Origin of the sequence: Paracoccus sp. NBH48 (genome assembly GCF_015390265.1) — a bacterium.
GTDB classification, from domain to species: Bacteria; Pseudomonadota; Alphaproteobacteria; order Rhodobacterales; family Rhodobacteraceae; genus Paracoccus; species Paracoccus marcusii.
In genome coordinates this window covers 489,076-507,736 of the sequence record NZ_VUOJ01000001.1, presented here as the reverse complement: position 1 = coordinate 507,736, position 18,661 = coordinate 489,076, and the positions used below count along the sequence as shown (strand labels likewise).

The window sequence follows — 18,661 nt, the reverse complement described above, 5'->3', positions numbered from 1 at the left end:
GTGCGCCGCGCCGCATGGCGCCGGGGGGCCGACGTGCCGGGCCGCATCCGCCACCTGCCGGGCGGCGTGGCGCTGAACGTGGCGGTCGCGTTGGCGCGGTGGGGCATGACACCGTCGGTCCTGTCCGCCGTGGGCCGCGATTCCGAGGGCGAGGGCCTGATCGCCGAGGCGCAGCGTCTTGGCGTGATGACCGAGCATCTGACCCGCGACGCGGGCCTGCCCACCGACTGCTATATGGCCATTGAGGACAGCGAGGGGCTGATCGCCGCCGTGGCCGACGCGTTGAGCCTGGAACTGGCCGGCGCCGCGATCCTGGCGCCGCTGGACACCCTCCCCGCCTGGACCGGCCCCGTGGTCCTGGACGGCAACCTGACCGAGGAGCTGCTGTCGGCCATCGCCCGCGATCCGCGCCTGATGCGCGCCGACCTGCGCGTGGTGCCCGCCAGCCCCGGCAAGGCCGAACGCCTGGAGCCGCTAATCGCCGCGCGGCGCGGCTGCTTTTATCTGAACCGGCTGGAGGCCGAGATCCTGGCCGGGCGCGCCTGCGCCAACGCGGCACTGGCCGCCGAGGCGGTCGTGGCGCGCGGCGCCGCCCGCGTGCTGGTCACCGACGGCCCGAACCCCGCGGCCGAGGCGATCGCCGGAGGCCCCACGCTGACCCATCAGCCCCCAACCGTCACCGTGGAACGCGTGACCGGTGCGGGCGACTGCTTTCTTGCGGCCCATCTGGCCGCCGAACTTAAGGAAATGCCGCGCGACGCGGCGCTGCGGCAGGCCGTCAGGGCCTCGGCCGCGCATGTCTCCGGAAAGGACGTCCCGTGACCCATACTGCCCCCCTTACTTTCGCCCCCGAGGTTCGCGACGCGCTGGATCGCGGCCTGCCCGTGGTGGCGCTGGAATCGACGATCATCACCCATGGCATGCCCTGGCCCCAGAACCTGGAGATGGCCGAGAAGGTCGAGGCCACCATCCGCGAGGGCGGCGCCGTCCCCGCGACCATCGCCGTCATGGGCGGCCAGATCCATATCGGCCTGACGCCTGAGGCCCTGCGCACCCTGGCGCAGACCCCGCCGGCGGACGCGATGAAGCTGAGCCGCGCCGACCTGGCCGTCTGCATCGCGAAGGGCCGCACCGGCGCCACCACGGTCGCGGCCACCATGATCTGCGCCCAGCTGGCGGGCATCAAGGTCTTTGCCACCGGGGGCATCGGCGGCGTCCATCGCGGGGCCGAGGACAGCTTCGACATCTCGGCCGACCTGCAGGAGCTGGCGCAGACCGCCGTGACGGTCGTGGCCGCAGGCGCCAAGGCCATCCTGGACCTGCCCAAGACCTGGGAAGTGCTGGAGACCCTGGGCGTGCCGGTCATCGCCTATGGCCAGGACGAATTGCCGGCCTTCTGGTCGCGCGCCTCGGGCATCCGCGCGCCGCTGCGCATGGACAGCCCGAGGAGATCGCCGCCGCCGCCGCCATGCGCGCGGCCCTGGGCCTCAAGGGCGGCCAGCTGGTCGCGAACCCGATCCCGGTCGAGGCCGAGATCCCGCAGGACCGGATCATGCCCGTGATCGAACAGGCCCTGTCCGAGGCCGCGGCCCAGGGCATCGCCGCCAAGGCCGTGACGCCCTTCCTGTTGTCGCGCATCTTCGAACTGACCCAAGGTCGCTCGCTGGAGAGCAATATCGAACTGGTGCTGAACAACGCGCGGCTGGCGGCGCGCATCGCCGCCGCGATGGCCTAGACCACGCGCTGCGCCGGGAACAGGGCCGCCAGATCGAAGCTGTCGGCCCTGTTCAGCTTGTCCGCATGGTCGGACAGGAAGGTGTCGGCGGCCTGCTGGCCCGCCGCCTTCATCGCGGCCAGCAGGCCCGGGCGCGGCATCAGCTTGGAGCGCGCCGGACAGGTCGGTCATCAGCTTGTCGTCGTCGATCAGGTGGATCAGCACGTTTTTCATCGCGTCGCCGTCCATCTTGCCCTGGGCGAACAGGCGCTTGACGAAATTGATCGCGCGCAGCTGGTTCATCAGGCTGCTGTTGAAGCTGACCTCGTTCACGCGGTCCGATATTTCCACCGGCGTGCGGGGCAGCACCTCGCGCATCAGCGGGTTGATCGCCACGATCAGGATGTCGCGGGGCAGGCTTGCGCGATACAGCGGGAACAGCGCCGGGTTGCCCGCGTAGCCGCCATCCCAATAGGCCTCGATCCGCCCGGTGTCGCTGTCGTGGATCTCGACCGCGCGGAACAGCGTCGGCAGGCAGGCCGAGGCCATCACCGCATCGACCGTCGCCTGGCCACCGGTAAAGACCTTGATGCGGCCCGTGCGGACGTTCGTGGCGGCGACATACAGGTCCGGCCCCCGATCACAGGTGAAATCGGCCCAAGGCAGGTCGCGCAGCAGCGATTCCAGCGGGTTGACGTAGAACGGGCCGTAATCATAGGGGCTGAACAGCCGCGTCAGGTTGTCCATCCAGGCGGCCGGGGACACCATCTCGGTCCAGCGCTGCATGCCGCGGGACATGGGCATCACCGACTGCGTCCAGCGCACCACGCGGTTGTCGCTTTTCGATCCGACCTGCATCCACAGGGCATCCAGGTTCTCGCGCGCGGCACGCCGCCCGGCCAGGCCCTTGCCCGCCGCCAGCCCCGCCTTGAGCGCCGCCCCGTTCAGCGCCCCGGCCGAGGTGCCGCTGATCGCCGCGAATTCCAGCCACTCCTCCTCCAGCAGGCGGTCAAGGACGCCCCATGTAAAGGCCCCATGCGCGCCGCCGCCCTGCAGGGCCAGATTGATGCGTTTGATCTCCATGGCCCGCCCCTTGTTCATGATGCAGTCGCAGCATCATACAAAGGTCCGATATCATGGCAAGTTCCGCGCCGATGCCGCGCTGCGGCATCACGCCCAGCCTTCGGGCCCCTGCGCCATGGCGGTCCCATAGCGCGCGCCATGCGCCCACCCGGCGGGCAGGATCGCGTCGATCCGGGCCAGCTGATCGGCGCTCAGCGACAGGCCCGCGCCGCGGGCGATCTGACGCCAATGATCCAGGCTGCGCGATCCGGGCAGCGCGATGACATGCGGCGCGCGCGACAGCACCCATGCGATCGCCACGGCCGCCGGGCTTTCGCCCTGATCGCGCGCCCAGTCCGCAAAGGCCCGCAAACGCGGCAGGTTGCGCGCCCAGGTATCGGCCTGAAACCGCGGCATGCCGGCGCGCAGATCGCCCGGCGCAAAGCCCGCCGGGTCCGGCGGCACATCGGCAAAGACCCCCCGCCCGACCGGAGAGAACGCGACCAGCGCCGCCCCGTGACGCGCGCAGGCATCGACCATGCCCAGTTCGACCTGGCGCGACCACAGCGAATACTCCGACTGCACGGCGGCCACCGGACCAATGGCGCAGGCGCGCTCCAGCGTGGACGGCGCCACCTCGGACAGGCCGATGGCGCCGATCTTGCCCTCGTCGCGCAGGCGCATCAGCGTCTCCATCGCCTCCTCGACCGGGCGTGCGGCTTCGCGGCGATGCAGATAGTAGAGGTCGATCCGCTCGACCCCCATGCGGCGCAGCGACCGCTCCAGCGCGGCGCGCAGATAGGCGGGCGAATTGTCGAAGGGATGGTCCGGATTGCGGGTGATGCCCGCCTTGCTGGCGATGGTCACGCGGCCCCGGTGGCGCGCCAGGACCGGGGCCAGCATCTCCTCGGCCCCGCCCGCGCCATAGACGTCGGACGTGTCGATATGGTCGATCCCCATGTCGATGCAGGCGTCGATCACCCGCTGGCTCTCCGCCGCATTTGCCGCGCCATAGGTGCCCTGAAAGTTCATCGTCCCCAAGGCCACGGCCCCGACCCGGGGACCGCCCTGCCCCAGCTGGCGCCACGGGATCACTCGGCGTTGGCCTCGGCGCGGCTTTTCCCGGCCACGTCCAGCGCCAGCGTCGCGGCCATGAAGCGGTCCAGGTCGCCGTCCAGCACGCCCTGTGTGTCGCTGGTCTCCTCGCTGGTGCGCAGGTCCTTGACCATCTGATAGGGGTGCAGGACATAGCTGCGGATCTGGTTGCCCCAGCCCGCATCGCCCTTGGCGGCATGCTGGGCGTTCACCTCCGCGTTGCGGCGGTCCAGCTCCATCTGGTACAGGCGCGCCTTCAGCGCGGCCATGGCGTTGGCGCGGTTCTGGTGCTGGGATTTTTCCGACGACGTGACGACGATGTTGGTGGGCAGGTGGGTGATCCGAACGGCGGAATCCGTGGTGTTCACGTGCTGACCGCCGGCACCCGACGACCGATAGGTGTCGATGCGGATGTCGCGGTCGGGAATGTCGATCTCGATGTTGTCGTCGACCACCGGATAGACCCAGACACTGCTGAACGAGGTGTGCCGCCGCGCCGCGCTGTCATAGGGGCTGATCCGCACCAGCCGGTGCACGCCCGATTCCGATTTCAGCCAGCCATAGGCGTTGTGCCCGCTGACCTTGTAGGCGGCGCTGCGGATACCGGTCTCCTCGCCCTGCGTCTCGGACAGCAGCTCGACCTCGTATCCCTTCTTCTCGGCCCAACGCACGTACATGCGCGCCAGCATCGACGCCCAGTCGCAGCTTTCCGTGCCGCCCGCGCCCGCGTTGATCTCCAGGAAGGTGTCGTTGCCGTCAGCCTCGCCGTTCAGAAGCGCCTCCAGCTCCTTCTGGGCGGCCATCTTGGCCAGCGCCTTCAGGTTGCCCTCGGCCTCGGACACCAGTTCGGCGTCGCCCTCCTCCTCGGCCAGCTCGATCATCTCGGCATTGGCCGACAGGTCGCCCTCGATCCGGCGATAGGTCTCGATGGCGTCCGACAGCGACTGCCGCTCGCGCATCAGCTTCTGCGCGCGGGCCGGGTCCGACCACAGGTCGCCATCCTCGATCATGGCGTTCATCTCTTCCAGGCGATGCGGCGCGGTGGTCCAGTCCAGGCGCTGGCCCAGCAGGGTCAGGGAACGGCGGATGGCCTCGATGGTGGACTGCGTCTCGGCGCGCATGGGCGGATTCCTTCGGTCAGGCGTCAGGTCCGGGGTGATACCGCGAAGGCCGCCCTTGGGCAAGACCGGCACGGCCCTACGCCACGCGCGCTGCGCCATGCGCCCGCCGGTCCCGCTCCGGACGCCCCCGGACCCCCCATCGTCACCGCGGTGGGCGGGGGGTGCGGGGGGCGGCAGGCCCCCCGCCCGTCGCGGGACGCAAACGGGCACGCGGCCTCAGTACAGCCCGCCCGACGACATGGTGCCGAAATCGGTCCGCCCCGGAATGACCCGCCTCTCGCCGGTCGAGGTCGTGATCGCCTGCCCCCCACCGCTGGCCCCGGCTTCCCAGGGCAGGATCACCACCTCGTCGCCAAAGCCCGACACGACGTAGGGCGTCAGCCAGTCGGGATCGGTGCCGTCGCGGAAATACTCGGCGATGACGTTCGGACCGGTGGCATCGTCCGGCAGGCGCTGGCCGGTGATGCGGTCGATCTTGACCCAATAGCCGCCCGGCGGAACGGTGAACTCCGTCCCGCCATACTCGGCCACGGCCTCGCGCATGAAGGCGTTGAAGACTGGAACGCACAGCGTCCCCCCATAGGCCCGTTCACCCAGCGAACGCGGCTGGTCATAGCCCAGATAGCAGCCCGCCACGATGTTGCTGGAATAGCCGATGAACCACACGTCCTTGGCATCGTTGGTCGTGCCGGTCTTGCCCGCGATCGGCACGGGCAGATCGACGCCCGACCCCGAACCGCGCTCGACCGCGCCCTCCAGCATCGAGGTCAGCTGATAGGCCGTGACCGCGTCCATCACGCGTTCGCGGTTGGTGTCGATCACCGGCGCCTGCCCGGCGGGCATGGCCTGCATCGCGCAGGTCTCGCAGACGCGCTGGTCGTGGCGATAGACGGTGCGCCCGCGTCGGTCCTGCACGCGGTCGACCAGCGTGGGCTCGACCCGCTCGCCGCCATTGGCAAACATCGCATAGGCGGCGACCATCTTGAACAGCGTCGTCTCCTGCGCGCCCAGGGCGTTGGCCAGGAACGGCGCCAGCGTGTCATAGACGCCGAAATCCTCGGCATACTTGGCGACCCGATCCATGCCGATGTCGTCCGCAATGCGGATGGTCATCAGGTTGCGCGACTGCTCGATCCCCGTCCGCAGCGGCGTCGGCCCGTAATGGCGCCCCGACGAGTTCTGCGGTTCCCACAGCCCCTGGGGCGTGTTGATGCGGATCGGCTCGTCCACGACGATGGTTGCGGGGGTATAGTTGTTGTCCAGCGCCGCGGCATAGACGAAGGGCTTGAAGGACGACCCCGGCTGGCGCTGTGCCTGCGTGGCGCGGTTGAAGACGCTGCTCTCGTACGAGAACCCTCCCTGCATCGCCAGGACGCGGCCGGTATTGACGTCCATAGCCATGAACCCGCCCTGCACCTCGGGCACCTGGCGCAGGCTCCAGCGGTTGAAATCGGCACCATCCATCATGGCGCGGACCAGGACCACGTCGCCCACACGCACCAGATCGCCCGCCACCTGCGCGCGCGGACCCAGCGTGCGCGTCTCGCGGTCCAGGGGCCGGGCCCATTGCACGTCGGATGCGGGGATCCAGTGACCGTCGGCGTCCTCCTCGATCCCCTCGATGCCGATGCGGGCGTCGGATGCCCCGACCTCCAGCACCACGGCCGGGTGCCAGCCCGGAATGTCGCGCGGCAGGCGCAGGTCCCACAGCGCGCCGCGCCAGCTGGCCTCGTCGGTCAGCAGTCCGGCCTCGATCACCTCTCCGGTGCCGCGCCAGACGCCGCGGTTGCGGTCGTAATCCTCCAGCGCGGTCTGCAGCGCGCTTGCAGCCTCCGACTGCAGGTCGGGATCGACGGTCGCGCGGATGGTCAGCCCCCCGCCAAAGAATTCCTCCTGGCCGAACTCCAGGCTCAGCTGGCGGCGGATCTCGTCGGTGAAATAGTCGCGCGGCGGCAGCGCACGGCGGAACGACGGATAGTCCCCGTTCTGCACCGACCGCAGCGGCAGCTTGGCCTCGGCCTCATAGGTGGCCTCGTCGATGAAGCCGTTCTGCCACATCTCGCGCAGGACATAGTTGCGCCGTTCGGTCACGCGCTCCTTGGCGGTCACGGGGTGATAGCGGCCGGGCGCCTGCGGCATGGCGGCCAGCATCGCGGCCTCGTGCGGGGCCAGTTCGGACAGCGACTTGTTGAAATAGGTCTGGGCCGCGGCGGCCACGCCGAAGCTGTTCTGACCCAGGAAGATCTCGTTCAGGTACAGCTCCAGGATCTGGTCCTTGGACAGGCTGCGTTCCAGCCGCGCGGCAAGGATCAGCTCCTTGACCTTGCGCTCGACGCTGCGGTCGCTGGACAGAAGAAAGTTCTTCATCACCTGCTGGGTGATCGTGGACGCGCCGCGCACACTGGACCCGCCCGAGACCGCGGCCTCGAAAGCGGCGGACAGGATGCCGCGCAGGTCATAGCCCGGATGGCTGTAGAAGTTCTTGTCCTCGGCGCTGACGAAGGCCTGCTTGATCAGGTCGGGCACCTCGTCGATGGGCACGAAGATGCGGCGCTCCTCGGCGAACTCGTCGATCAGCTGGCCTTCGGCGGAATAGATGCGGCTGATGGTCTTGGGCGAATACTGGGCCAGCGTCTCGTGGCTGGGCAGGTCGCGCGAATAGATCCAGAAGATGCCGCCGACGGTCAGGGCCGCAAAGAACACCCCGGTGACCACCCAGGAAAAGATCGCACCGAAGAAAGACAGGATGGGTCGCAGCACGGGGTCAGCCTTTGTCGGGGTTTCGCCGCGTCTATAGCGGCCACGGGTGCCCCGGTCAAAGCAACACTGGGTGTGTCAGTGACGAAGCAGCCCGGCGCGCGCCTGTTTCGTCGCGCCACCAGCCGGTCGTGGCTTCGGCCACGGCCTCGACCATGCGGGCGCGCCATTCGGGGTCGGTCAGGTTCGCAAGGTCCGTCTGGTCCGAGATGAACCCCAGCTCCAGCAGGACCGACGCGATGTCAGGCGATTTCAGCACCGAGAACGCCGCCCCCTGCACCGGCCGCCCGTGCAGTCCGATCCCCCGCAGCGCCATGCGCGAGGTCAGCAGCCGTGCGAAGGCCTCGGACCGGGGCTGGGTGTCGGTGCGCGCGAAATCCATCAGCACCGTGGCCAGCGCGTCGTCCTGGCCGCGCAGGTCCATCCCCGCCAACAGGTCGTCGCGCTGATGGCGCATCGTCAGCTGCTGGCCCGCCCGCGTGTCGGACGAACTGTTCCAGACATAGACCGTGGCCCCCGCCGCCTGCCCCTGCGGCAGCGCATCGGCATGCAGCGACAGCAGCAGGTGGGACCCCGACTGCCGCGCCGTGGTCATCCGGTCCTCCAGCTTGACATAGACGTCGCTGTCGCGGGTCATCGTGACTGTCACGCCCCGCGCCTCCAGGGCGGTGCGCAACTCCTGCGCGAATGTCAGGACCAGCGCGGCCTCGGTATCGGGGCCCGCCTGCGCGCCGGGGTCAAAGCCGCCGTGACCGGGGTCCAGCGTCACCGCCAGCCCCGTCGCGGTGGCGGGCGGCGGCAGGTCCGCCGGATCGGGCAGGTTGCGCAGCGCCGCCGCGGCCGACGGGCGCGGCGCGAAATCCTCGGGCGCGACGGGGTTCAGGGCGATGCGCAGCCGCGCCTCGGCCCCCTGGGTGCGCATCCCGGCCTCGGCCACGCGGAACGGCCCCGGCAGTTCGATCACCATCCGCGACCAGCCGCGCCGAAAGCTGCCCCACCGGATCGCAGGCGCCAGGTCCTGTCCGAACAGGTCGGCAGGGCTGCGGCCGCTCAGGTCGACGCCCTGCAGATCGACGACCAGGCGTGCGGGATCGCCGACCAGGAATGTCCGCCACGGCACCGGGCGGTCCAGCGCCAGCGACAGCTCCAGCGGCTGAGGGCCAAAGGCGCGGTGCCACCAGCCCTGCGGCGCCTGCGTCAGGGACGACCCGCCCAGGATCAGCCGTGCCGGATCCTGGGCCTGGACCGGCCCCGCCAGCAGCAGCAGGATCAGCAGCAGAAGCCTCATCTGGCCGCCATGAAGGCCGTTAGGCGGGCCAGGCCCTCGGCGATGTCCGCCGTCGCGCGGGCATAGGAAAAGCGCAGCGTGCGCGCGCCGCGGTCGGGGTCGAAATCCAGCCCCGGCGTGACCGCGACGCCCGCCTTGTCCAGGATCTCGGCCGCGAAAGCCACGGAATCGTCGGTCAGGTGCGACACGTCGGCATAGATGTAGAACGCGCCCTCGGGCGGGGCGATGCGGTCAAAGCCCGCGCGCGGCAGCCCCTCCAGCATCAGGCGGCGGTTCTCGGCATAGACGGCGCGGTTGGCCTCGGCCTCGGGGGTGCAGTCCAGCGCGGCCAAGGCCGCGACCTGGCTGGCATGGGGCGGACAGATGAACAGGTTCTGCGCCAGACGCTCGACCGTGCGCACCATATCGGGCGGCACGACCATCCATCCGACCCGCCACCCTGTCATGGAAAAGTATTTGCTAAAGGAGTTTACGACCAGAACCTCATCCGTCACCTCAAGCGCGGAATGGCAACGGTCGGCATAGGACAGCCCGTGATAGATCTCGTCCGATATCACTGCCATGCCCCGCGCGGCAGCGGCCTGGGTCAGGCCCGCCAGCTCCGGCACGGTCAGCACCGTCCCCGACGGATTGCCCGGAGAGGCCAGGATCAGCCCCTGCACGTCGTCGGGCAGGTCCTGGGGCCGGGGCTGATAGCGGTCCTCGGGGCGGGTCGGGATGCCGACTGGCGTCAGCGACATCGCGCGCAGGATCTGACGATAGCTGGGATAGCCCGGATAGCCCATCGCCACCCTGTCGCCCGCATCGAACAACGCCGAAAAGGCCAGGATGAACGCGCCGCTGCTGCCCGGCGTCACGACGACCCGCGCGGGGTCCAGATCGACCCCGTACCAGCGGTGATAGAGGTCCGCGATGCCCTGTCGCAACGCCGGCAGGCCAAGGGCCACGGTATATCCCAAAGGCTGTTCCAGCGCCTGCGCCAGCGCCTGTCGCGCGCCCAGGGGGGCGGGAGTGCCGGGCTGGCCGACCTCCATGTGGATGACATGGCGACCTGCCGCCTCGGCCCGGGCGGCCGCCTCCATCACGTCCATCACGATGAACGGGTCAACCTGTCCGCGCAGGGAGTGTCGCATTCGCTCGGCCTCATTTTTGCCTTGTGATAGCGCGGGACGGCGGCACGCTCCAGCCTTTAGGCGGGGGCGTGCCGTCACGCAGCCGTGTCGGGGGCGTTCTTGCCATCGCGGACGCGGCGGTCCAAGCTGTCGCCCACATCAGACCAAGGAATGCCCCATGACACGCCTGACCGCCGCCTTTTTCCTGGGGACCAGCCTGGCCCTGTCCGCGCCCGCGATGGCCTTCGACATCTCGGCCATGACCGACGATGAAAAGGCCGCCTTCGGAGAGGCGGTGCGCGACTATCTGATGGAGAACCCGCAGGTGCTGATCGAATCGATCAACGTGCTGGAGAACCGCCAGGCCCAGGATGCGGCGCAGACCGACCTGCAGCTGGTCGAGGCCAACAGCGACGCGCTGTTCGACGATGGGCACAGCTGGGTGGGCGGTAATCCGGACGGCGACCTGACCATGGTCGAGTTCATCGACTATCGCTGCGGGGTCTGCCGCCAGTTCAACGCCGAGGTCCATGACGCGGTCGAGGAAGATGGCAACATTCGTTTGATCCTGAAGGAATTTCCGATTCTTGGAGAGGAAAGCGTACTGTCCAGCCGCTTTGCCATCTCGGTCCACCAGATCGCCGGGGACGAGGCCTATAAAAAGGCCCATGACGCGCTGATGGCCCTGCGCGCGCCCGCGACGGATGAATCGCTGCGCGGCATAGCCGAAGAGATCGGCGTCGATGCCGACGCGATCATGGCGCATATGGACACGGAAGCGGTGAACACGGTCCTGCAGAAGAACCACGAGCTGGGCCAGACGATGGCGATCCAGGGGACGCCGACCTTCGTGATCGGCGACCAGATGCTGCGCGGCGTTCCGCGGGCGGGCGTGGCCCAGACCATCGCCCAGATCCGCGAAAGCATGTGATCAGTCGGCGCTGCTGCGCGAATAGACATCCTCGTAGCGGATGATGTCGTCCTCGCCCAGATAGCTGCCGGTCTGCACCTCGATCAGGACCATCGGCACCTTGCCGGGGTTCTCCATCCGGTGGACGGCGCCCAGGGGCACATAGATCGACTGGTTCTCGGTCACCAGGGTCACGCTGTCGTCGACGGTGACCCGCGCGGTGCCCGACACCACGATCCAGTGTTCCGACCGGTGGACATGGCTTTGCAGCGACAGGGCCGCACCGGGTTTCACCACGATGCGCTTGACCTGAAAGCGGTCGGCCAAGGCCAGCGTCTCGAACCAGCCCCAGGGGCGATGGTCGCGGGGGAACGCCTCGGCCTGCTTGGCGCGCTTGGCCTTCAACGCGGACACGGCCAGCCGCACGTCCTGCGCCCGGCCCCGGTCGGCGACCAGCACCGCGTCCGAGGTCGCCACCACCATCACGTCGCGCAGCCCGATGCCCACGACCTTGAGATCGTCGCTGTCCGACCGCAGCAGCACGTCCTGACAGTCGATCGCGGTGGAATTGCCGTCGGTGACCACGCCGTGATCCGACGGCGCATGGTTCAGCGCCTCGCGCCAGACCGCGTCCCAGCCGCCCAGGTCCGACCAGCGGCCCGAAAACCGCACCACGGTCAGGTTGTCGGCCTTTTCCATCACGGCATAGTCGATCGACTGATCCTCGACCCCGGCCCAGGGCGCCTTGGCCAGCCGCAAAAAGCCCAGGTCCAGATGCGCCTGGTCCAGCGCCTGCTGGACCGGCTCCAGATAGGCGGGGGCGTGGGCGCGGAACGCCTCGATCATGGTGCGGGCGCTGAACAGGAAGATACCCGCGTTCCACAGATAGTTGCCCGCCGCCAGCATCTGGCCCGCCCGATCGGCGTCAGGCTTCTCGACAAACCGCGCCAGGGGCTGCGGCCCCTCTCCGGCACCGGCCAGTTCCAGATAGCCGTAACCCGTCTCCGGGCGGTCGGGGGTGATGCCGAAGGTCACGATGCGCCCCTGGGCCGCGGCCTCTGCACCCTGTGCCACGGTCGCGGCAAAGGCCTGGGCGTCGGGGATCACGTGGTCGGACGGCGCCACCAGCACCAGTCCGTCGGGATCGTCCGCGGCGACCATCAGCGCCGCCGCCAGGATCGCGGGGGCGGTGTTGCGGCCCGTGGGTTCGATCACGATGCGGCCCGGCGCGATGCCCGCCTGTTCCAGCTGTTCGGCCACGATGAAGCGGAAGTCGGAATTGGTCATCACCACCGGCGCCGCGAATCCCGCGCCCGACAGCCGCCGGGCCGAGGCCTGGAACAGCGTCTCGTCCCCGGTCAGGGCGGCGAACTGCTTGGGAAAGCTCTTGCGCGACACGGGCCACAGCCGCGTGCCCGAACCGCCCGCCATCAGCACCGGTGTAATCATCGTCATCGCAAACCCCTTGGGCGAACCCCGCCCTGTCATCATTCCTGCCGGTTGCAGCCGGTCGTTCCCGCAGTCAAGGGCCAAGCGCCGTCAGCGTCAAGTCACGCCCTGAAATCGCCGTGAAAAAGACCCCCGTGCACGGGGCCGCGCACGGGGGTCAGTCGTCGCGCGTCTGTGCGCGCTTGCTGCTGCGACGGGTCGGGCCTGTCGATAGGGAAACGGCACAGGGGGCCGACTTATTCCCCACCCATGCTCAGCTGCAGCCGCTGGTGCCGCCGCAGGTGTTGCATTTCATGCAGGTGCCGTTGCGCACCAGCGTGTAGTTGCCGCATTCGCCGCAGGGATCGCCTTCGTATCCCTGCATCCGGGCCTTGGCGCGCAGGTCCAGCCCCGTGGCCATGCCCGTCGTGACGGCCGTCACCGACACGCCGGCCTGCAGCGCCATCAGGTCCTGCGGCATCCGCTTGCGCAGATAGCCCGCGCTGCTGATCTGCTTCAGCATCGTCAGCGACTTCAGTTCGGACGGCTGGCTGGGGCGCCCCTCGTCCTCGCCGCCGCCCATCTCGTCGAAACGCGCGCCCTCGGGGGCGACATGGGCCAGGTCGGTGCGGTCCAGATAGCTGACGGCCAGCTCGCGGAACACATAGTCCAGGATCGAGGTCGCGTTCTTGATGCTGTCATTGCCCTGAACCATGCCCGCCGGCTCGAACCGGGTGAAGGTGAAGGCGTCCACGAACTCCTCCAGCGGCACGCCGTATTGCAGGCCCACCGACACGGCGATGGCAAAGTTGTTCATCATCGCCCGGAAGCCCGCGCCTTCCTTGTGCATGTCAATGAAGATCTCGCCCAGCTTGCCGTCGTCATATTCGCCGGTGCGCAGATAGACCTTGTGACCGCCGACGATGGCCTTCTGGGTATACCCCTTGCGGCGCTGCGGCAGCTTCTCGCGGTTCGACCGGACGATCTCCTTGACGATGACGCGCTCGACGATCTTCTCGGCCAGGACGCGGGCCTTGTCGTGGGTGGACCCGTGGGCCAGGATCTCCTCGGCCTCCTCGTCATCCTCGATCAGGGCGCTGGCCAGCGGCTGGCTCAGCTTGGAGCCGTCGCGATAGAGGGCGTTGGCCTTGATCCCCAGGCTGTGCGACAGCTCGTACGCCGCCAGCGTGTCCGCGATGGTCGCGCTGGAGGGCATGTTGATCGTCTTGCTGATCGCCCCGGAAATGAAGCTTTGCGCCGCGGCCATCATGTAAATGTGGCTTTCCACCGACAGATAGCGCGTGCCGGTCTTGCCGCAGGGATTGGCGCAGTCGAACACCGGCAGATGCTCGGCCCGCAGATGCGGCGCGCCTTCCAGCGTCATCGTCCCGCAGACATGGTCGTTGGCCGCGTCGATCTGCGCCCGGCTGAAGCCCAGATGGCGCAGCAGGTCGAAGCTGGGGTCCGACAGCTTGTCCGCTGGGATGCCCAGGGTGCCGCGGCAGAAATCCTCTCCCAGCGTCCACTGGTTGAAGACGAAGCGGATGTCGAAGGCCGACGGCAGAGCCGCCTCGACCTTGGCGATCTCGGCCGCGCCGAAGCCGTGACCGGCCAGCGATGCATGGTTGATGGCGGGGCAGTTGCCCAAGGTGGCGTGGCCCACCGCGTGTCCCACGATCTCCTCGATCTGCGCGGGCGCATAGCCCAGCTTCTCCAGCGCCGCCGGGACCGACTGGTTGATGATCTTGAAATAGCCGCCGCCCGCCAGCTTCTTGAACTTGACCAGGGCAAAGTCCGGCTCGATCCCGGTCGTGTCGCAATCCATCACCAGGCCGATCGTGCCGGTGGGCGCGATGACGGTGGTCTGGGCGTTGCGGAAGCCGTGCGCCTGGCCCAGGGCCAGCGCCTCGTCCCAGGCCGCGCGGGCCAGCTCGACCAGGCCGGCATCCGGGCAGTTCGCGGCGTCCAGCGCCACGGGGGCGACGTTCACGCCCTCGCACGCCGTGCCATGCGCCGCGGCGCGGTGGTTGCGGATCACGCGCAGCATGTGGTCGGCGTTGCGGGCATGGCCTGGGAACGCGCCCAGTTCCGCCGCCATCCGCGCGCTGGTCGCATAGGCCGTGCCGGTCATGATCGCCGACAGCGCCCCACAGATCGCGCGGCCCTGGTCGCTGTCATAGCCCAGGCCCATGTTCATCAGCAGACCGCCGATATTGGCATAGCCCAGCCCCAGCGTGCGGAAGTCATAGCTGCGCTGCGCGATCTCGCGCGAGGGGAACTGCGCCATCAGCACGCTGATCTCCAGCGTGACGGTCCACAGCCGGCTGGCATGGACATAGGCGTCGGCGTCGAACCGGCCGTCGGTCCAGAAGGTCAGCAGGTTCATGGACGCCAGGTTGCAGGCGGTGTCGTCCAGGAACATGTATTCGCTGCACGGGTTCGACCCGCGGATCGGCCCGTCCTCGGGGCAGGTGTGCCAGGCGTTGACCGTGTCGTGGAACTGGATGCCCGGATCGGCGCAGGCCCAGGCCGCGTGGCCGATCTGGTCCCACAGGTCGCGCGCAGACACGGTTTTGGCGACCGTGCCGTCGGTGCGGCGGATCAGCTCCCACGGCGCATCCTCGCGCACCGCGCGCAGGAAGGCATCCGTCACCCGGACCGAGTTGTTCGAGTTCTGGCCCGACACCGACACATAGGCCTCGGAATCCCAGTCCGTGTCATAGGTCGGGAACTCGATGCTGTCGAAGCCCTGGCGCGCGTATTGCAGCACGCGGTTCACATAGGTCTCGGGGATCATCGCGCGCTTGGCGCTGCGGATCGCGGCCTTCAGGGCGTCGTTGCGGGCCGGATCGACCTCTCCGCCGCCGGTGCGGATCGCCGCGAAGATGCCGTTCAGCTCACGCTCGTGCAGCTTGGAGCCGGCGACCAGGGACGCGACCTTCTGCTCCTCGATCACCTTCCAGTTCACGAAGGCCTCGATGTCGGGATGGTCCATTTCGCAGATGACCATCTTGGCCGCGCGGCGCGTCGTGCCGCCCGACTTGATTGCACCCGCGGCCCTGTCGCCGATCTTCAGGAACCCCATCAGGCCCGACGACTTGCCGCCGCCGGACAGCCGCTCACCCTCGCCGCGCAGCGACGAGAAGTTGGTGCCGGTGCCCGAACCGTACTTGAACAGGCGCGCCTCGCGGACCCACAGGTCCATGATGCCGCCCTCGTTCACCAGATCGTCGCTGACCGACTGGATGAAGCAGGCATGCGGCTGGGGATGCTCATAGGCACTGGTCGATGCGGTCAGCGTGGCCGTCTTGTGATCGACATAGAAATGCCCCTGCCCCGGCCCGTCGATGCCATAGGCCCAATGTAGGCCGGTATTGAACCATTGCGGGCTGTTGGGCGCACCCATCTGGCGGGCCAGCATGTGGCGCATCTCGTCCAGATAGGCGCGGGCATCGGCCTCGGTGGTGAAATAGCCGCCCTTCCAGCCCCAATAGGTCCAGGCCCCCGCCAGGCGGTCAAAGACCTGCGCGGCGCTGGTCTCTCCGCCGAACCGGGCGTCCTCGGGCAGGTCGGCCATCGCGGCGTGGTCGGGAACGTGGCGCCACAGGAATTCAGGCACACCCTTTTCGCGGACGGGCTTCAGCCGCGCGGGAACGCCGGCGCGACGAAAATACTTCTGGGCGATGACGTCGCTTGCGACCTGGCTCCAGCCCTCGGGGACCTCGACCGCGTCGTTGCGAAAGACCACCGTGCCGTCCGGATTGCGGATCTCGCTGAGGGTGGTGGTGAACGCGATGCCGCCATAGGCCCCGCCGGTTTCCGTGGTAAAGCGCCGCTCGATCTTCATCCTGCTTGTCCTTCCGGTCCCCTGCGCGCAGCCGCGATCCGCCCGTGCAGGGCGCGTCCGCCTCAGGGGACGGCCGTCAGATCAGGACTGCTGCGACGTTCCTGTGGTCGCCCCCGATAGGACCACCACATCTTGTGCCACACTGGCGATTGCCCACAAACTGCCGCCGCTTCGACGCTGTTTCAACCGAATTTTTTAGCGATCGGCCTCGCGAAGGCCGTTGACAGACCGCCCCATGGCTGCGTGCAAGATTCGCGCACAGAGACATGCAGGAACAGGCGGTGCACGCGGCATACGGCGTCAAAAATCACGTCCGAACAGTCCCTTGCCGACCGCATTCCACGACTTGTCCACAGGCTTATCCGCAATTCATCCCCCGGTTGCACACAGCCGATGCAGATCTGCCACGCCCGGCGGAAATCAGCGCATGGGCGTCAGGACACCATCATCGGTCACGATCAGGTCCAGCGGCTGGTCCGTCGGCTCGGCCGGGATCAGGTCAAGCTGCTGGCAGGCATAGGCCAGCCCGATCGCCGTCACCGGACCATATTTGCGCAGCAATTCCAACGTCCTGTCATAGAACCCGCCGCCATAGCCAAGGCGGTTTCCCTGCCGGTCGAACCCCGCCAGCGGAACGATCAGCACGCGGGGCGTCAGCACCTCGGCCGAATCGGCCGGGTGCGCCGTGCCGAAGGGTCCGGGCACCAGCGCCTCGTCGCGCCAGCGGCGAAAGACCAGCGGGCGCGCCTTGCCGGTCACCACCGGCAGCACCAACGGCCCGTCATGCGCGGCCATCGCGGCGCGGGGATCGGCCTCGTCGCGCATGGGCCAGTATCCGGCCAGAACCGCGCCTGCATGGGGTGCCAGCGTCGCGATCAGGTGGCGCGACAGGGCCTGCCCGTCGCCGCCCGCCGCACGGGCCGCCAGCGCCTGCGCGCGCAGCAGGGCCTTGTCCGCGGTCACAGCAGCACCGCCGTGGCCAGCCCCAGGAAGGCTAGGAAACCGATGACGTCGGTCATCATGGTCACGAAGGTTCCCGACGCCAGCGCGGGGTCCGCGCCCAGCTTGTTTAGGCCAAGCGGGATCAGGATGCCCGCCAGCGCGGCGACCAGCAGATTGATGATCATCGCCGACCCGATCACCGCCGCCAGACCCGGATCGCGGAACCAGACCCAGGTGATCGCAGCCATGATGACCCCGAAGAACACCCCGTTGGTCAGCCCTACGATGACCTCGCGCCGGACGACGCGCAGGGCGTTGGCCCGGCTGAGGTCGCGCGTCGCAAGGCCGCGCACCGCGACGGTCAGCGTCTGCGTCCCCGCGTTGCCCCCCATCGACGCCACGATCGGCATCAGCACGGCCAAAGCCACCAGCTGGGCGATGGCGTCCTCGAAGAAGGCGATGACGCTGGCGGCGGCCAGGGCGGTGACGATGTTGGTGGCAAGCCACGGCACGCGCTGGCGCACCGTCTGCATCACGCTGTCCGAGATGCTGGATTCGTCGCCCACCCCGGCCAGGCGCAGGATGTCCTCCTCGTGCTCCTCGTCCAGGACCTGCATCGCGTCGTCGATGGTGATGACGCCCACCAGGCGGTCATCGCGGTCCACGACGGGGGCAGAGATCAGGTGATACTGGTTGAAGACATAGGCGACCTCGGCCTCCTCGGCAAAGGCGCTGATGGTGCGAAAGCTATCCTCGGCCAGCTCGCGCAGCGTGGCGTCGCTGCGCGATGCCAGCAGGCGACCCAGCGTGACATAGCCCACCGGATGGCGGCGCGGATCGACCAGGACGATGTGATAGAACTGTTCGGGCAGCCATTCCTCGGCGCGCAGGAACTGGATGGCACGGGCCACGGTCCAATGCTCGGGCGCGGTGACGACCTCGGACTGCATCAGGCGGCCGGCGGAATATTCGGGATAGGCCAGCGACTGCTGGACCGCCGCGCGGTCGCCAGCATCCAGCGCGGCCAGGATCAGCGCCCGCTCGGCGTCGTCCAGGTCCTCGACCAGGTCGACGACGTCGTCGCTGTCCATCTCGCGGACGGCATCGTCCAGGACCGCGCGGGGCAGCTGCTCCAGCACCTCCTCGCGGATGGATTCATCGATCTCGGACAGGACATCGCCGTCGATGCCGTCGGCGTAAAGCGTCAGGAAGGCGCGGCGGTCGCCGGGGGTCAGCCGCTCGATCAGGTCGGCGATGTCGGCCGGGTGCATCGGCTCCAGGGCCGCGTCCAGTGCGGCGCGGTCGCCGGCCTCGACCGCCGCGTCGACGCGGTTCAGCAGATCGTCGGTTTCGGTCGCGCGGTTTTCGTCGGCCATGCTGCCCCC

The 18,661-nt window shown here is 68.6% G+C and carries 11 protein-coding genes and 2 pseudogenes; 3 read left to right on the top strand and 10 right to left on the bottom strand.

What is annotated here, in order from left to right; translation table 11 throughout:
* Together F1642_RS02430 and F1642_RS02425 are read left to right on the top strand one after the other, a co-directional pair.
* The gene (locus F1642_RS02430) at positions 1 to 822 is read left to right on the top strand and encodes a PfkB family carbohydrate kinase (RefSeq protein WP_370582746.1); all 822 of its coding nucleotides are present in this window, start codon (positions 1 to 3) and stop codon (positions 820 to 822) included.
* Positions 819 to 1,735: pseudogene (locus tag F1642_RS02425) on the top strand (pseudouridine-5'-phosphate glycosidase). Before F1642_RS02430 ends, F1642_RS02425 begins: the two are co-directional and overlap by 4 nt.
* Here the strand turns inward: F1642_RS02425 and F1642_RS02420 are convergent.
* From F1642_RS02420 to F1642_RS02395, 6 genes and pseudogenes are all read right to left on the bottom strand, one after another.
* Positions 1,732 to 2,797: pseudogene (locus F1642_RS02420) on the bottom strand (patatin-like phospholipase family protein). The pseudogenes F1642_RS02425 and F1642_RS02420 sit on opposite strands and share 4 nt — an antisense overlap.
* An 87-nt stretch (positions 2,798 to 2,884) precedes the next feature.
* The gene (locus F1642_RS02415) at positions 2,885 to 3,871 is read right to left on the bottom strand and encodes an aldo/keto reductase (protein WP_370582745.1); all 987 of its coding nucleotides are present in this window, start codon (positions 3,869 to 3,871) and stop codon (positions 2,885 to 2,887) included.
* Positions 3,868 to 4,992, bottom strand: a complete 1,125-nt coding sequence (gene prfB, locus F1642_RS02410; protein ID WP_045999394.1) for a peptide chain release factor 2 — start codon at positions 4,990 to 4,992, stop codon at positions 3,868 to 3,870. Before prfB ends, F1642_RS02415 begins: the two co-directional genes overlap by 4 nt.
* Before the next feature lie 216 nt (positions 4,993 to 5,208).
* Positions 5,209 to 7,752 (bottom strand): penicillin-binding protein 1A, encoded by a 2,544-nt coding sequence (locus F1642_RS02405; protein WP_194885371.1) that lies wholly within the window; start codon positions 7,750 to 7,752, stop codon positions 5,209 to 5,211.
* A gap of 55 nt (positions 7,753 to 7,807) precedes the next feature.
* Positions 7,808 to 9,037 carry an N-acetylmuramoyl-L-alanine amidase gene (locus F1642_RS02400; RefSeq protein WP_194885370.1) on the bottom strand — a complete coding sequence of 410 codons (1,230 nt, stop codon included), beginning with the start codon at positions 9,035 to 9,037 and terminating at the stop codon, positions 7,808 to 7,810.
* On the bottom strand, positions 9,034 to 10,170 hold the full coding sequence (locus tag F1642_RS02395) for a pyridoxal phosphate-dependent aminotransferase (RefSeq protein WP_194885369.1): 1,137 nt from the start codon (positions 10,168 to 10,170) through the stop codon (positions 9,034 to 9,036). Before F1642_RS02395 ends, F1642_RS02400 begins: the two co-directional genes overlap by 4 nt.
* Before the next feature lie 157 nt (positions 10,171 to 10,327).
* Here F1642_RS02395 and F1642_RS02390 point away from each other — a divergent pair, with 157 nt between their 5' ends.
* Positions 10,328 to 11,080 (top strand): DsbA family protein, encoded by a 753-nt coding sequence (locus F1642_RS02390; protein WP_194885368.1) that lies wholly within the window; start codon positions 10,328 to 10,330, stop codon positions 11,078 to 11,080.
* Here the strand turns inward: F1642_RS02390 and F1642_RS02385 are convergent, their stop codons facing one another.
* From F1642_RS02385 to mgtE, 4 genes are all read right to left on the bottom strand, one after another.
* Positions 11,081 to 12,514, bottom strand: coding sequence for a mannose-1-phosphate guanylyltransferase/mannose-6-phosphate isomerase (locus tag F1642_RS02385; protein ID WP_194885367.1), 1,434 nt, complete (start codon positions 12,512 to 12,514; stop codon positions 11,081 to 11,083). It abuts the gene before it with no gap.
* 247 nt (positions 12,515 to 12,761) lie between these two features.
* Entirely contained in the window at positions 12,762 to 16,334 is a 3,573-nt protein-coding gene (locus F1642_RS02380) for a vitamin B12-dependent ribonucleotide reductase (RefSeq protein WP_194885366.1), read from the bottom strand.
* A 420-nt stretch (positions 16,335 to 16,754) separates the two neighbouring features.
* Positions 16,755 to 17,297 carry a 5-formyltetrahydrofolate cyclo-ligase gene (locus tag F1642_RS02375; protein WP_370582744.1) on the bottom strand — a complete coding sequence of 181 codons (543 nt, stop codon included), beginning with the start codon at positions 17,295 to 17,297 and terminating at the stop codon, positions 16,755 to 16,757.
* On the bottom strand, positions 17,294 to 18,652 hold the full coding sequence (gene mgtE, locus F1642_RS02370; protein ID WP_127898294.1) for a magnesium transporter: 1,359 nt from the start codon (positions 18,650 to 18,652) through the stop codon (positions 17,294 to 17,296). The genes F1642_RS02375 and mgtE overlap by 4 nt, the downstream gene beginning before the upstream one ends.
* Positions 18,653 to 18,661 lie beyond the last annotated feature (9 nt).